12 protein-coding genes are annotated in these 15333 nt (G+C 40.2%); 6 read left to right on the forward strand and 6 right to left on the reverse strand.

The genetic code is table 11. From position 1 onward, the window contains the following. Positions 1 to 6: 6 nt before the first annotated feature. Positions 7 to 846, reverse strand: a complete 840-nt coding sequence (locus ACTJJG_RS12555) for a p-hydroxycinnamoyl CoA hydratase/lyase (protein ID WP_169538806.1) — start codon at positions 844 to 846, stop codon at positions 7 to 9. 248 nt (positions 847 to 1094) lie between these two features. On the opposite strand from ACTJJG_RS12555, the gene mhpT reads away from it, so the two are divergent. From mhpT to ACTJJG_RS12570, 3 genes are all read left to right on the forward strand, one after another. Continuing rightward, positions 1095 to 2327, forward strand: coding sequence for a 3-(3-hydroxy-phenyl)propionate transporter MhpT (mhpT, locus tag ACTJJG_RS12560; RefSeq protein ID WP_069119535.1), 1233 nt, complete (start codon positions 1095 to 1097; stop codon positions 2325 to 2327). A gap of 70 nt (positions 2328 to 2397) precedes the next feature. Further along, complete coding sequence (locus tag ACTJJG_RS12565; RefSeq protein WP_017386391.1) at positions 2398 to 2853, forward strand: MarR family winged helix-turn-helix transcriptional regulator; 456 nt, start codon at positions 2398 to 2400, stop codon at positions 2851 to 2853. Between the two features lie 123 nt (positions 2854 to 2976). Continuing rightward, positions 2977 to 3669 (forward strand): GntR family transcriptional regulator, encoded by a 693-nt coding sequence (locus tag ACTJJG_RS12570; protein WP_005802836.1) that lies wholly within the window; start codon positions 2977 to 2979, stop codon positions 3667 to 3669. A 43-nt stretch (positions 3670 to 3712) separates the two neighbouring features. On the opposite strand, the gene ACTJJG_RS12575 is transcribed toward ACTJJG_RS12570, so the two are convergent. From ACTJJG_RS12575 to ACTJJG_RS12595, 5 genes are all read right to left on the reverse strand, one after another. After that, positions 3713 to 4657, reverse strand: a complete 945-nt coding sequence (locus ACTJJG_RS12575) for a PDR/VanB family oxidoreductase (RefSeq protein WP_032056769.1) — start codon at positions 4655 to 4657, stop codon at positions 3713 to 3715. 12 nt (positions 4658 to 4669) lie between these two features. Further along, positions 4670 to 5746 carry an aromatic ring-hydroxylating dioxygenase subunit alpha gene (locus tag ACTJJG_RS12580; RefSeq protein WP_032056768.1) on the reverse strand — a complete coding sequence of 359 codons (1077 nt, stop codon included), beginning with the start codon at positions 5744 to 5746 and terminating at the stop codon, positions 4670 to 4672. Positions 5747 to 5980: 234 nt separating this feature from the next. After that, positions 5981 to 7168, reverse strand: a complete 1188-nt coding sequence (locus tag ACTJJG_RS12585; RefSeq protein ID WP_032056767.1) for an OprD family outer membrane porin — start codon at positions 7166 to 7168, stop codon at positions 5981 to 5983. 12 nt (positions 7169 to 7180) lie between these two features. Continuing rightward, positions 7181 to 8134 (reverse strand): formylglycine-generating enzyme family protein, encoded by a 954-nt coding sequence (locus ACTJJG_RS12590; protein ID WP_372552823.1) that lies wholly within the window; start codon positions 8132 to 8134, stop codon positions 7181 to 7183. A 25-nt stretch (positions 8135 to 8159) separates the two neighbouring features. Beyond that, on the reverse strand, positions 8160 to 9845 hold the full coding sequence (locus ACTJJG_RS12595) for an arylsulfatase (protein ID WP_440608953.1): 1686 nt from the start codon (positions 9843 to 9845) through the stop codon (positions 8160 to 8162). Positions 9846 to 10220: 375 nt separating this feature from the next. Between ACTJJG_RS12595 and ACTJJG_RS12600 the strand changes: the two genes are divergently transcribed. The 3 genes from ACTJJG_RS12600 (at position 10221) to ACTJJG_RS12610 (ending at position 15330) form a co-directional block, all read left to right on the forward strand. Beyond that, positions 10221 to 11567, forward strand: coding sequence for an MFS transporter (locus tag ACTJJG_RS12600; RefSeq protein WP_032063668.1), 1347 nt, complete (start codon positions 10221 to 10223; stop codon positions 11565 to 11567). Positions 11568 to 11598: 31 nt separating this feature from the next. Continuing rightward, positions 11599 to 12879 (forward strand): OprD family outer membrane porin, encoded by a 1281-nt coding sequence (locus ACTJJG_RS12605; protein WP_032063666.1) that lies wholly within the window; start codon positions 11599 to 11601, stop codon positions 12877 to 12879. Between the two features lie 252 nt (positions 12880 to 13131). Continuing rightward, on the forward strand, positions 13132 to 15330 hold the full coding sequence (locus ACTJJG_RS12610; protein ID WP_032056762.1) for an OsmC domain/YcaO domain-containing protein: 2199 nt from the start codon (positions 13132 to 13134) through the stop codon (positions 15328 to 15330). Positions 15331 to 15333 lie beyond the last annotated feature (3 nt).

Raw genomic sequence — 15333 nt, forward strand, 5'->3', positions numbered from 1 at the left:
CAAAAGTTAACCAGTGCGTTTATAACTCTGTAAACCCGGTTTAATTGATTTTTCATCTAAAAATTGTTTCAAACCTTCTTGGCGGCCATTTTCTGTATCGCGGTGGATACATTGATCAAGTTTGGCATATAAGTAGTCTTCGTTTTGGTCCCATGTCAGTTCACGGCAACGCTTAAAGCCATTTTTAGCGGTACGAAGAACTACAGGGTTTTTCTCAAGTAGGCAATTTGCAAGTTCAGTCACTTCTGCTTTTAATTGGGCAAGCGGTACGCTTTTATTCACAAGGCCCATGGTTTCAGCTTCTTTACCACTAAAGGTTTTACCCGTCATGATGTAATACAAAGATGCACGGTGACCTACGGTATCTGCCATTGCTTTGCTTACAAGGTTGCCCGGTGGGATGCCCCAGTTAATCTCAGATAAACCGAAAGTTGCTTCATCTGCTGCAATTGCTAGGTCACAAGCCACTAAAGGTGAGAAACCGCCTCCAAAGCACCAGCCGTTGACCATAGCAATGGTTGGTTTTGAATACATACGAAGAAGTTGCCACTGCCAGCGACAAGAGTCACGGCGAATACGTTCTTGGAAAATTTCAGGCTGAGTGTCGACTTCACGGAAATATTCCTTCAAATCCATGCCTGCTGTCCAAGAGTCACCAGCACCCGTCAAAACTAAAACACGCGCATCTTGATCAAGCTCAAGAGTTTCGAGCACATCAATCATTTCACGATTGAGTGTTGGGCTCATGGCATTTTTCTTTTCTGGGCGGTTTAGTGTTACCCATGCAATTCCATCTTCAACTTTGACATCTACTGTTTCCCAGCGGTTTTCATAACTCATCTTCATACTCCTTGAATGATTTTTAGCTGTTCTGGGATTTAATCTAATATCAGTTAAACTTACATTCAAGTCTTTTTTATAAAATTTCATAAATATTTTTTAATTAATTGTATTTTAAATACTAATTATTTTTTAAATTAATTTAATATAAAAATATGTTGATTTTTTAGTAAGTTTAACTGATATTTTTGGTGTGTTTAAACAACAATACACAAAGGGCTAAATGGAACGACTAGTCAATAAAGGACAACACAATGGAAAAAATATCAGGACAGCCTTCAAAGGCAAAAATCACGTTGCTACTGTGCTTTGCCATAGCAATTTTTGAAGGGTTTGATCTTCAATCAATGGGGGTAGCCGCTCCACGAATGCGGGCTGAGTTTATGTTGGACAATGCCCAGATGGCGTGGGCGTTTAGTGCTGCAATTTTAGGGACGTTACCAGGTGCAATATTAGGCGGTCGGTTTGCTGATATTGTCGGGCGTAAGAAAATTCTGATTTTTAGTATTTTACTTTTTGGAATTATGTCTTTGCTAACGGCTTATGCTGCTAACTTTAGTTTGCTATTGCTCATTCGTTTTTGTACAGGTTTAGGAATGGGTGGGGCATTACCAATGATGATTACACTTGCCTCTGAAGCTGTACCTGACCAGCACAAAGGCACCGCAGTGAGCATTATGTATAGCGGCATTCCTTTTGGCGGATTACTCACTTCTGTGGTTGCTATGTCGTTGGCAGGCGATGCAGAGTGGCGTCATATTTTCTATATTGGTGGGATTGCACCTATTTTACTCATTCCACTGATTATGCGCTTTTTACCAGAGTCAAATGACTACCTGCAACGAAAAGTTCAAGCGCAAAAAACGACACCATTCTTGGAAGTTTTATTTGCGAAAGAGCGTCGTATGTCAACCATTCAGCTTTGGATAAGCTTTTTCTGTACGCTCGTTGTACTTTATTTCTTGTTGAACTGGTTACCGTTGCTGATGGGTGCGCAAGGCCTATCAAAACTACAGGCAAACTATGTACAGATGGGCTACAACGTTGGCGGAATTTTAGGTTCAATCTTAATGGGTGTATTGCTTGATAAATTACGCATGAGCTTTGTGATTAAATTAATTTATCTCGGCATTTTATTCTCACTGTGCTGTTTAGCAATTTCTCCGACAGTGGCTTTACTTGCACTTTCGGCAGTGGGTTGTGGCCTATTCATTGTGGGAGGACAATCGGCGCTGTATGGTCTGGCTGCTATGTATTATCCAACTGAAATGCGTGGAACAGGTGTAGGTTCAGCAGTTGCAATTGGCCGTATTGGTTCGTTTGCAGGGCCTTTAATGGCAGGGTTTTTACTCTCGCTTGGACAAAGCTCGACTATCGTGATTGGTTCAAGCATTCCAGTGATTTTAATTGCAGCGATCTCTGCATTACTTCTTGTCAAAAAACCTAAACAGCCTGTACATTTAGTACAAAGCTCAGGTGCTCGCTAAGTTTTAACGAAAGTATGGGGTTAGGACCTCATACTTTCACTACAGATTTTCTTATGATGAATGAAAGGTTATGGTACGTTCGAATTTAGTTCCAAAAAAAGTAGAAGATGAGCCTAAGTTAAGTTACATGATTGCTCGTGTTGACCGAATTATTAGTAAACATTTAACAGAACATTTAAAAGAGCTTGAAATTACCTTACCGCAATTTACTGCACTTTCTGTTTTAGCTTCAAAAAGTAATTTATCCAATGCCAAGCTTGCTGAGCGCTCTTTCATAAAGCCGCAATCTGCCAACAAAATTTTGCAAGATTTACTGGTGAATGGCTGGATTGAGAAAAAACCTGACCCAACACATGGCCGCCGTATTTTAATTACACTGACAGACAGTGGTATTGATAAGCTAAATAAATGTAATGAAGTGGTTTTGAAAGTTGAAGAAAAAATGCTTGAAGGCATTGATATAAACTTGGCTTATTTAATCCGTAATAACCTCGATATTATGGTCAATAATCTTAAAAATCTTTAATTGAATGTGGTTTGTAAATTAATTTTTTAAAATCTACAGAAATGCTTAAGCACTGATTCACACAGAAAATTTATTTCATTTTGCAAATGAACTTGCTAGCATCGAAGTGACGTTTTTGGTGATGTGTGGCAGCGAATGTCTTCAGGACAACAAGTTTTACTTAAACTAAGAAAAATGATTATTTCAGGGGAACTTGAGGGCGGTGCCAGAATTGCCGAAATTCCGACTGCCGAGTTACTTGGCGTTTCAAGGCAGCCTGTTCGTATTGCCTTTAGGTTGCTCGAGCAAGAAGGCCTCCTCATTAAAAACCCAACTCGTGGTTACACGGTTCGTGAAATTTCAGAACAACTGGTTCATGATGCGCTTGAAGTACGCGGTGTGCTAGAAGGCTTGGCTGCGAAAACTTTGGCAGAACAAGGCTTAAGCGAAGAGCAGAAAAAGACGCTGCAACATTGTATTCAAGAAACTGAAAAACTTTTTAATGAAACAGACGAGTTTGGCGATGCTGAACTGGAACGTTATCACCATTTTAATGTCATTTTTCATGACACGATTATTGAGGGTGCACAAAACGTCGCTCTCATCCAAGCCTTAGCAAAAAATAATCAATTGCCGATGGCTTCTGCTCAAGCTATTACCTATGACCAGAATCAAGCGTTGTCGGAATATCGCCGTTTGCACTATGCACATTTGCAGCATTGTTCGATTTTCGATGCGTTGGTACATCGTCAGGCAGGGCGCGCTGAAACCTTAATGCGTGAACACAGTAGTGTGGTGATTTTGGGTGAAACGCTAAGAAATGTTCTCAGCGCTTAAGGTGAAAGAAGTTCCTTTATTTCTGAATAAAGGAACTTGGGTATTAAAGCTCAATCACAAGATGTTTAGTTTTTGCACGAGAACAGCAGGGCGTAAACTGGTCATTCAATGCATGTTCCTCATCGGTCATAAACATATCTCGATGATCTGGAGTGCCTTCTACTACACGGGTAATGCACGTACCACAAATACCTTGTTCACACGAAACAGGAATATCAAAACCATTTGCAATTAATGCTTCTGTTGCTGTCTGCTCTGGTAATACTTCAATTCGGCGGCCCGTACCTTTCACTTCAATGGTAAAAGCTTCATCGTTGGACGTATCTATCTTTTGAGCAACAAAATGCTCTTGATGTAACTGTTCGCTATGCCAATCTGCTTGTTCGGCCGAGCTCATGACAAACTGCATAAACCCTGTAGGTCCACATACATATAAGTGTTTATCAGGTGAAGATTGGCCCAAAGCCTCTGCCATATTACATTCGGTGTCTGGTTGGTCTTGAATGTGAAAATGAACTTGCTCACCAAAGTGCTCGGTTAAATTGCCATAGAAGGCAATCATTTCATGACTACGAACAAAGTAGTGTAATTCAAAAGGAATATTGGCCGACTTAAGCCGATATGCCATCGACAAAATAGGGGTAATACCGATACCACCCGCAAATAAAACCGCTTGTTTGGTTTGAGGATGAATTTCAAATAAATTACGCGGCTCACCAATTTTTAAATGATCGCCTTCACGATATTCGGTGTGGATGCAACGTGAGCCACCGCGTGAATTGGCATCATGTAAAACGCCAATCACATAACGATGCTTTTCAGTGCAGCAGTTTGAAAGTGAATATTGACGGGTGAGGCCGTTTTTTAGGTGCACATCAATATGCGCACCTGCTTCAAAACTCGGTAGCTCTGTACCATTTGCTGCAACCAATTCAAACGCACGAATGGTCGGGGTAAGCTGGTGAATTTTTTGAATGATAACGTCCATGTTCATGCTCCTTTAAATAATCCGAATGTTTGGAAACTTCTGTGCGGACGTTTCAGGAGGTGTTTTATTTTCTTCGGCAAGTAGTCGGTCAATGACCTTACGGGACTGGACACCGCCTGCGTCGATGTTGAGCATTAGTAACTTGCGATGTGGGTTGTTTAAAATATTTTGTTGTTGTTGCTCCAGCATTTCTAAATCTTCAGTAAAGATTTTGCCTTGACCTTCACGAATTTGATCGGTGAGTTCAGCATTGTCTGGCTGGAAGTTACGTGCCATTCCCCAGAAATACCAGTGAGAGGTTTCAGTTTCTGGTGTAATAAAATCAACCACAATTGAGGAAACTTTTTTGTCACTTGGTGCGTGATAACCACCATGTCCGGCATGCGCTACACCCACTTCAATATGAACATTACTTGGTGCAAAGAAGTGACAACGTTGCCAACGGTCAACTGGTACATCGTCTGCCAAGTGATTACCGCGAAGGGCCATTTGCCAAAATGGAGGTGCGATCACATTTTCCATATAGCGTTCGGTAATCACATGATCACCGTCAACTTTAGTGACTGGCAGGGCTTCATCAATTTCTTTTTGTCCAATACTGCTGGAGTGAACATAGGTTTCGTGTGTTAAATCCATCAGATTATCGACCATCAAGCGATAGTCACACTGAATGTGAAACAGGCCTCCGCCATAGCTCCATTCAGGATGATCTGCCCATTCTAAAGTTGGCAGTTTTGCTTCATCTGCTAAAGCTTTCTCGCCTGGCCATATCCAAATAAAACCGAACTTTTCGACAACTGCATATGATTTGTTGCAAGGGAAACCGTTTACACGTTGGGCTGGCATTGAAACGGTCTTTCCGTCACAGCCCATTACTAAGCCATGATATCCACACACAAGGTTTCCATCTTCTACATAGCCAAGTGAAAGTGGGGCACCGCGATGGGGACAAAAATCTTCAACGGCTGCAACTTGATTTTCTTTGCCACGGTAAAAAACAATTTTTTCACCACAGATGGTGCGACCTAATGGTTTGTCTTGGATTTCTTCTGGACGGCAGGCAACATACCAAGCATTTTTAATAAACATTGTGACGACTCCTTATCACTTATTGGATCCAATTTATAACAAACAAAAATATTGGTCAATTGATAAGCAGTATATTTTTTAAAAAATATTGATCTTTTTATTTGATTGTTTTGTAGATTTTTAATTGCTATTAAAGACTTTTGTATTTACTTTGAATTTTAGAGGCTAAATTTTTATTCATATTAATTTGGATCCATAATGACTGTGGTTAAGCCATTATGGGAGTGTGGAAATTTAGAAATTAACCGTGTAGTGAAGCATCATGCGCTGTTCATCCAGACTTTTGCCATGTTTGGTGTCGTAGTTAATATTTAAGAAAAGAAACTTAAGATTTTTAATCCAAGCATTGAGATCATACTGAATCAACACATCACTTTCTTGTTCAAAGTCATTTTGATTCATTGTTTGAAATGAATCGCCATAAATATATTTGTAGGTCACTTTTAGACCCTTGATATAGTCTTTAAAGTCATACGAGGCAACGAAATGATAAGATTTTTCATCTGCTTTGGTAAACGCGCCTAAGGTCCAGTTCACCATGTGCGGGATGGGCATATTGTCGAGTTTTGGAATACCATCTTTGCCAAAGTTTTCTTGATAGCCAATTCCAGTTGTAAAGTTTCCATGTTTAATGAAATGCATGGCCCCTACAGATGTATTGTCATATTCGCCAAGCTTTGATTTGCCGACATCGTCGTGGCGAAACACACGTAATTTTGTGGTGTGCTGCTTCGTCCATTGATAATCAAAAGCAAAGTAACTTTGATTGATGAGATCTGTTAAGTAACCATTATAAAATTTCCAATGATATCTAGGTGTTTTGCCGTCCCATTGAAAGAAATAGAGCCCGTCAGATTCATGTTTTGATATGGCGAGTTTGTGGTAGTCCTCCTCATTTTTTGGTGAATAACGGTTAATCAAACCCAGCTCGAAATTTTGTTGCGGTGTCTTATATTTTAATTCTAAGCCTTTATAGTTCACGCGTAATTGATGTGTATCCACTTGTGGCGTAAGTGGTGAATCGGGAGTGATTTCACCTACATTCATGCGAAAGTTTTGATATTCAACTCCAGCACCTAAGCCATATTTAACTTGGTCTTGTGCTTGTTTCTTGGTGTTAGGGTCAAAGGGTATGACCATATCATTGGTGTGTTGGTCGCTACTTAGACGATAAGCATATTGAATGCTTGGATTGAGGTGTAGTTGAACCTCATTCAGTTTGGTTGACCAGTTGCCACGATAGATCAGACCTTGGCTCAAGCTATGAGTATCGGGGCTGGTCCCATTTTCATATTGTCTGTCGAAGTTGAATGTTTTTAGTGTGAGTGTATTTTGAAAATTAACATCGACTGCACTATGAGCTAAACAGCAGGCAAGGGTCGTCCCTGAGAAGAAAATCCCATAAATAAAAATATGCTTCATTTTTAAATCCGTTTAAAAGCGTTTTACTGTTCTAAATCCGACATGGCTGGTGGCAAGGTCGAGTTCTTGTGGATGCCTCGCGGCAGCACGATAACGCGCGCAATAGTTGGTTGCGCATAAATAAGATCCACCTTTAATCATATATTGCAAAATCTGTTCGTGACTTTGCCGATATTTCGATGGATCTCCCATATGATGGTCTCGTGGTCCTGTATAGGGTGTTTGCGTCCATTCCCATACATTGCCAATCAGGTCATACAAACCAAAGGGGTTTTTACTAAAACAACCCACAGGGGCAATATCCTTAAAACCATCTTCCTGAACATTTTTATATGGAAATTCTCCTTGCCAGAAATTGGCTACAATATGACCTTCGTGGGTCGGGCCAATATCGGAATTTTGTTGAAAACCTTTGGCTGCATATTCCCACTCAAGCTCAGTCGGTAAGTCATGACCTAGCCAGTTTGCATAAGCGTAGGCATCATTCCATGTCACCATACGGACAGGCTCATGAGGTGCGGGTTGTTTAGGGTTGTTTGGGCCCCATGGATGTTTCCAATTGGCCCCTTTTTCAAATTTCCACCATTGTAATTCTTCAACTGGATGATCTGGTTGTACAAACATAGCTGCGCCGCCTTGCTTCTCTGCATCGGTGACATAACCCGTTTGTTTAACAAACTCTTGAAATTGAGCATTGGTGACTTCAGTTGCATCAATTAAAAAAGCGGGAACGGAAGTTGCCTGTAAATTTAATGGGCGTTCATCTTCATAACCTTGTGTGGTGCCTAAAACAATTTTTCCTTGCGGAAGCTTGACCATGCCTGCTTCTTTATTGTTAGGCCATCCCGAAGGAAGGCCTGAATAAGAAGTACATTTAGCTTTAGTGCCTAGGTCGGGCAAGGTGGTCTGTTCTAGTTGAGGTGTGGTTTTTTGGCACGCACAAAGTAAGAGAAACGATGAAAGCATCATGATCTGTTTCATCTGGTTTTCTCTACTTTTTGTTGTATTGCTCAAAATCCACAACACCATTTTCATCGGCATATCTTAAATATTTATCATTTAAGACTTTGACGATCTCAGGATGGGCTGCATAAACATTATGTTGCTCATTAAAATCTGTTTTTAAATTGTAGAGTTCCCAGCCATGGCTCTTAAATTTAGAAGGTGAGTTTTCAACAAGTTTCCATTCGTCAGTTTTAGCGTAGCGGCTGCCATGCAGTTCTTTAAAGTCATAATAATTAACAGGACGAATACGGGCAGTATTATCTTTAAACGCAGGGATCAGACTAAAACCAGATGGTTTAATTTTGGTGCTTGAAGTTGGATAAACCTGATTATTTTGAATACCAGCTAGCTCCATCACAGTTGGGAATATATCTCTGACTGTCGCAAAGTTATTGTTAATTCCATGTTGTTTAGAAATCTGAACAGGTGATTTAACAATAAATGGGACTCGTACTCCGCCTTCTGAAGCAGCTGACTTCCAGTGGGTAAATGGTGTGCTGCTCACTTCGGCCCAGCGTGGTCCCATATAAACATATGAGCTGGCGTTGCCTATATTTTCATAGCGATTGTCGGCATCACCCATTGGGAAATTATGATCACCACCTTCAGCGCCGTTATCTGACATAAACACAATCAAAGTATTGTCATATAAATGATGCTTTTTAAGATATTGAATGACATCACCCACGCGGTCGTCTAACTGGGTAACCATGCCCGCATAAACTTCCATTTTACGTGCTTCGTATTTGCGCTCTTGGGGGGGGAGTTCATTCCAGCTTTTGGTGCCTAAAGCTTGGTTGCCACGCTCGACTGGGTATTCTGCGTTTGCGGGAATTAATCCTAATTGCTTTTGTCTAAGAAAGCGTTGTTTGCGAATCGCATCATAGCCTTGATCGTATTTACCTTTATATAAGTCTCTATAATGAGCGGGTGCTTGTAGCGGCCAGTGTGGAGCGGTATAGGCTAGGTAGGCAAAAAATGGTTTTTGCGCTTTATTTTTGTCTAAGTACTCAAAAGCTTTTTGTGTAAAAAAGTCGGTCGAGTAGTAGCTGTCTGGCAATGTGACCTTTTGACCATTTTCTGTGTATTGAGTATTGCGCGGATAGTTTTTAGGTTGGTCTTTAAAGTGTAAATCGAAGCCATCGAGCAGAGCAAAAGATTGATCAAAACCACGGGCTTTAGGGTTTTGGTCGGGAGCATAGCCTAAGTGCCATTTACCAACCATGAAGGTGTAATAATCTTTTGTCTTCAAAATCTCTGCGAGTGTGTAAGCATTTTGCGTTAAGTGTCCTGAATAGCCATCAATTTTGAGTAGTGCACGCGGGCTATCGGCTCCAACCAATTTTTCTTGTCGTTTTGATGTTTCATACATGGCACCTAAACCTACCAAGTGGTTATCTGCACCTGTCATAAGCTGTGCACGAGTAGGTGAACACATTGATGAAGCATGAAAATTAAAAAGCATTTTTCCTTGCTTTAACAAACTATCAATATGAGGAGTTTTAATTTCGCCACCATAAGCACCAATATCTGAAAATCCAAGATCATCGGCCAAAATAATCATGATATTAGGTGATTGTTGATTTTTTGGAGGTGCTGCTTGCGTTGTGTAAAACAATTGGCTGGCAAAAAAAAGTCCCAATGTAAGCTGGCTTGCTCTTTTGAGTTTCATAACAACAATCCTTTGATGTTTTAAAAATGCATCTTGCATTTCCTGGAAATAAACTGAGCTTTTTTTTTGGCTAAAAAATGCTCTGGAATCGATCATAATAGATTTTTTAATATGGATCCATAAAAATATTCAAGCATTCTAATTTTATGTTTTTAATAATTTTATACTTATATAATTTATGTGTTTATATACTTTTTAATAATCCGTTTATAATTTTAGTTGATTTTTTGGATCCAAATATTCAGTATAGAAAAAGAGCAGGATGCTCAAAAAACAAATATTCCTCTAGGTCATTATGGATACGGATGTGCATAACCACCCAATCGCTCATATCAGCAATGTCGTGTGTATGTCTTATCCAAGGGAGATACACAAATGGAAAGAGACGTTCTAAGTGAGATCAATCAAAACAATATGAGCCGCTATCAATGGTTCGTCATTTTGATCTGTATTTGTCTCAATATTATTGATGGCTTTGACGTGATGGTAATGGCATTTACTGCTCCATCCGTGTCAGCAGAATGGTCACTTTCAGGCGCACAAATTGGCTTGTTGTTAAGTGCTGGCCTTTTTGGAATGGCTGCCGGTTCAATTTTTCTCGCGCCTTTAGCCGATAAAATCGGTCGCCGTTTACTCATCTTAGTTTGTCTTGTAATTGCAGGTCTTAGCATGCTGGGCTGTGCTTTTGTACAAAGCCACGGCATGTTAGCTGCACTTCGGTTTATTACTGGAATTGGGGTGGGGGGCATCCTTGCGAGTAGTAATGTATTGGCAAGTGAATATGCCAATGCTCGCTGGCGCAGTCTTGCTGTTAGTTTAATGTCTACTGGTTATGGAATTGGCGCGACACTTGGCGGGGTACTATCACTGGCATTGATTGAGCATTTGGGTTGGCGCTCAATCTTTTTAGCAGGAGGGGTTACTACTATTGCAATGCTGCTAATCAGCGGATGGTTATTACCTGAATCTTTAGATTACTTACTCGCGAAACGACCAAAACAGGCACTAGAACGTATTAATGCAACTGTAAATCGTATGGGTCTTAATCAACTATCAGTTATGCCGCGTTATGAAAAAATCAGCACGCAAAATGGCAGTGAACTGGGCAAATTATTTGCTGGACAACTTGGATTTCAAACGCTTTGTTTGTGGTTTGCATTCTTTTTAGTGATGTTTGGCTTTTACTTTGTCATGAGCTGGACACCAAAAATTCTAATTTCAATGGGAATGTCACCAGAGCAAGGCGTAAGTACCGGTATTTTAATTAGTATTGGTGGGATTTTCGGGGCAGCCATTATTGGTTTATTGGCATCACGTATGAAAATCTTCTATGCCTTAAGCCTGTTTTTAGGACTAACCTCGGCATGTGTTTTCCTATTTGTCGCTGTCTCATCTCAAGTCAGCATTGCACTCATGGTGGGGTTATTACTTGGCACACTCATTAATGGCTGTGTGGCAGGTTTATATTCTATTTCTCCAACAATTTATGATGCTGAAATCCGTAGTCGCGGCGTGGGCTATGCAATTGGTTTTGGACGAATTGGGGCAATTTTATCGCCAACGGTTGCAGGCATCTTCCTGGATAAAGGTATAGCACCCGCAACGCTTTATGCCTATTACGGTGTGGTGTTTATTTTGGCTATTTTCCTCATTTTAAGTTTGGGTAGTGCTTTTTACCGAAGTAAGAAAGAGCAGAACTATTCGCTTAAAACAGCACCTTAATCCATTAAAAATTAAATAGTTGAGATAAAAAATGAAGAAGACGCCATTGTGGGTGGGGGTATGCTTGTGCCCATTATTTAGTCAAGTTGTGCATGCTGAATTTCTTGCAGACAGCAAAGCTGAGCTAACACTACGTAATTTTTACTTTGACCGAGACTATAAAAAAGATCCCTATCCTTATACAGCAGCCAGAGATTGGGCGCAGGGTTTAATTTTTAAAGGACAGTCTGGCTATACTGAGGGTACGGTTGGGTTTGGTGTTGATGTACTGGCAATGGCAGGTTTTAACCTGTTGGGAAGCCGTGCTGATGACTATGCGCGTAGTGGCTTATTACCAGTGAATACCGATAACTCGCGTGATGATTATTATGGAAAAATAGGCATTACAGGAAAGGCTAAATTTAGGAAAAATGAACTTTTTGTGGGGGACTTAGTTCCACAATTGCCGACCATTTTTTCATCGCCAGCGCGTTTGTTCCCTCAGACTTACCGTGGTATCCGTTTTGTTTCAAATGAAATTCCAAATCTTCAACTCGAAGGCTTTTATGTCGATGAAGTACGTCAACGTGATTCAATTCGTTATACCGATGTGGGAACAGACAATATCAACCATCGTTTTGACAAAGCGGCAACTACTGATTCTTTTTATACATTAGGTGGAAGCTATCAGTTAAAGGATTATCGTCTACGGGCTTACCATGCTGAACTCAAAGACATTTACCAGCAACAATTTTTAGGTTTTAACGGCAAACAACCTTTAAATGATCAACTTAATTTTTTAAGCGACGTGCGTTTTTTTAATAGTGAGGAAACGGGAAGCAAAAAAATAGGAGAGGTCGATAACCGCCATATTAGTGGCTTATTTGGTTTGAACTATCAAAATCATACGATTTCTTTGGGCTACATGCAGTCGTTTGGCTCGACTGGTTTACCATTTTTGTCGGGAACCGAAAGTCCGGTTGCGCTTGATTTTATGAGTTCGGACTATTCAAATAAAGACGAAAAAGTCTATTCGATTCGTTATGAATATGACTTTAAAAATGCGCGGGTAGGTGATGTTTCATTAAACGGACTGCGCTTTATGACTCGCTATGCAAAAGGTGAAGACATTGATTTACTGCAATATGGCGATCAGCGTTTTAAAGAGGAGTCGATGGAATTTGATTTAGGCTATAAAATTCCTGAAGGTAAGCTAAAAGGTTTGGGAATGCGAGCTCGTTTTTCTCACTATCGCAACGATATGCCTACCAATATGACCTTTCACTCGACAAATGAAACGCGGTTGAATGTTGACTATACCTTTAAATTTTAACGTTCAATATTTAACTAAATTCAAGACCAGTTAAAACATTGTGAGCAGCAATGTTTTAACTTTAGTTATCAACTTCACAAAATCCCTCTATAATACCGCCAATCTTATTAAAGCCAATTGAGTCGTTCATTAAACACATGGCTTTAATCTCTCATTTTTTTAAGTCAATTTCTTCGCTGTGATTCGGCTTATTTTTCAATATTTAGAATTTTATGTGTCTGTGCTGACACATAAAAATATTTAGGTGCCAGCATGGAAATCAAGGTTAATTATCTCGACAATCTTCGACAGGAAGCTAAGTTCGATGACTTTACGGTAATTGCCGATCAACCAATTCGCTACAAGGGTGACGGTTCGGCACCGGGCCCATTTGACTATTTTTTAGCATCGTCAGCATTGTGTGCAGCGTACTTTGTAAAAGTGTATTGTGCAGCTCGAGATATCCCAACCGATAACATTCGTTTATCGCAAAATAATATTGTTGATCCTGAAAACCGTTATAAGCAAACCTTTAAAATTCAAATTGAATTACCAGCCGATATTTCAGAGAAAGATCGCCAAGGGATTTTACGTTCGATTGACCGTTGTACTGTTAAAAAAGTGATTCAAACTGGTCCTGAATTTATTATTGAAGAAGTGGAAAGCATCGATGCAGATGCACAAGCATTGTTATTGCCAAGTCTAACTTCAGAAAGCCATACCTATATTCAAGGTAAAGACCTGCCATTAGAAGAAACCATTGCCAATATGTCTGCCATTTTGGCAAATTTGGGCATGAAGATTGAAATCGCATCTTGGCGTAATATCGTGCCGAATGTATGGTCATTACACATTCGTGATGCACAATCTCCGATGTGCTTTACCAATGGTAAAGGTGCAACTAAAGAAAGTGCTTTGGCATCTGCATTGGGCGAGTTTATTGAGCGTTTAAACTGTAACTTCTTCTATAACGACCAGTTCTGGGGTGAAGATATTGCGAATGCTGAATTTGTGCATTATCCAGATGAAAAATGGTTTAAACCGGGTCCAAATGGTGAATTACCTAAAGAAATCTTAGATGAATATTGTCTTGAGATTTACAACCCAGATGATGAGTTACTGGGCACGCATTTATATGACACCAACTCAGGCAACGTAGAGCGTGGCATTTGCTCGCTACCTTTTGTGCGCCAGTCTGATGGTGAAGTTGTCTATTTCCCATCAAATTTAATTGAAAACTTGTACTTAAGTAATGGTATGAGTGCGGGTAATACTTTGGCAGAAGCCCAAGTTCAATGCTTATCAGAAATTTTTGAACGTGCTGTTAAACGTGAAATTTTAGAAGGTGAAATCGCACTTCCAGATGTTCCTGAAGACGTATTAGCAAAATATCCAAGTATTGTTGCTGGTATTAAAGGTCTAGAAGAGCAAGGCTTCCCTGTATTAGTTAAAGATGCATCATTAGGCGGTCAGTTCCCTGTAATGTGTGTGACTTTAATGAACCCGCGCACGGGTGGGGTGTTTGCATCTTTCGGTGCGCATCCAAGTTTTGAAGTTGCGTTAGAACGTAGTCTGACTGAATTACTTCAAGGCCGTAGTTTCGAAGGCTTAAATGATTTACCTCAACCGACTTTCCAAAGTAATGCAGTGACCGAACCGAATAACTTTGTTGAGCACTTTATTGATTCAAGCGGTTTGGTATCTTGGCGCTTCTTTAGCTCTAAATCTGACTATGACTTTGTTGAATGGGATTTTTCTGGCGAAGGCGAAGAGTCGAACGCAGAAGAAGCTGCAACATTGTTCGGCATTCTCGAAGAGATGGGCAAAGAAGTATATATGGCAGTCTATGAGCATTTAGGTGCGACTGCTTGCCGTATTTTAGTACCAGATTATTCAGAAATTTATCTTGTTGAAGATTTGATTTGGGATAATACCAATAAAGCACTTTCATTCCGTGAAGATATTCTAAATCTACATCGTTTGGATGATGAACAGCTTGAGGCATTAGTTGAGCGTTTAGAAGAATGCGAGCTAGACGATTACACTGAAATCACCACGCTGATTGGCATTGAATTTGATGACAATACAGTTTGGGGACAGCTCACCATTTTAGAACTGAAATTGCTAATTTATGTGGCTTTACAACAGTTTGAAGAAGCAAAAGAGCTTGTAGAAACTTACTTGCAATACAACACCAACACCGTTGAGCGTGGCTTGTTCTATCAGTGCATGAACGTGGTGCTTGAAGTGATGTTAGATGAAGAACTAGAGCTTGAAGACTACCTTACGAATTTCCGCCGTATGTTTGGTGACACACGAATGGACGCGGTATTAGGTTCTGTCGATGGTAGCGTTCGTTTCTATGGTTTAACACCAACAAGCATGAAACTAGAAGGGCTTGATCGCCATTTACGTCTGATCGAGAGCTATAAAAAATTGCATGCAGCTCGCGCTAAAGCCGTAGCGATGTAATTT

Source organism: Acinetobacter sp. 22512, from assembly GCF_052044755.1.
Classification (GTDB): Bacteria; Pseudomonadota; Gammaproteobacteria; order Pseudomonadales; family Moraxellaceae; genus Acinetobacter; species Acinetobacter pittii.

Bases quoted from the DNA above. Each gene is read 5' to 3' on its own strand.
- ACTJJG_RS12595 (WP_440608953.1), bottom strand. From the start codon at position 9,845: ATGAAACTCAAAAGAGCAAGCCAGCTTACATTGGGACTTTTTTTTGCC.
- ACTJJG_RS12580 (WP_032056768.1), bottom strand. From the start codon at position 5,746: ATGTTTATTAAAAATGCTTGGTATGTTGCCTGCCGTCCAGAAGAAATC.
- ACTJJG_RS12610 (WP_032056762.1), top strand. From the start codon at position 13,132: ATGGAAATCAAGGTTAATTATCTCGACAATCTTCGACAGGAAGCTAAG.
- ACTJJG_RS12565 (WP_017386391.1), top strand. From the start codon at position 2,398: ATGGTACGTTCGAATTTAGTTCCAAAAAAAGTAGAAGATGAGCCTAAG.
- ACTJJG_RS12575 (WP_032056769.1), bottom strand. From the start codon at position 4,657: ATGGACGTTATCATTCAAAAAATTCACCAGCTTACCCCGACCATTCGT.
- ACTJJG_RS12585 (WP_032056767.1), bottom strand. From the start codon at position 7,168: ATGAAGCATATTTTTATTTATGGGATTTTCTTCTCAGGGACGACCCTT.
- ACTJJG_RS12555 (WP_169538806.1), bottom strand. From the start codon at position 846: ATGAAGATGAGTTATGAAAACCGCTGGGAAACAGTAGATGTCAAAGTT.
- ACTJJG_RS12605 (WP_032063666.1), top strand. From the start codon at position 11,599: ATGAAGAAGACGCCATTGTGGGTGGGGGTATGCTTGTGCCCATTATTT.
- mhpT (WP_069119535.1), top strand. From the start codon at position 1,095: ATGGAAAAAATATCAGGACAGCCTTCAAAGGCAAAAATCACGTTGCTA.
- ACTJJG_RS12600 (WP_032063668.1), top strand. From the start codon at position 10,221: ATGGAAAGAGACGTTCTAAGTGAGATCAATCAAAACAATATGAGCCGC.
- ACTJJG_RS12590 (WP_372552823.1), bottom strand. From the start codon at position 8,134: ATGCTTTCATCGTTTCTCTTACTTTGTGCGTGCCAAAAAACCACACCT.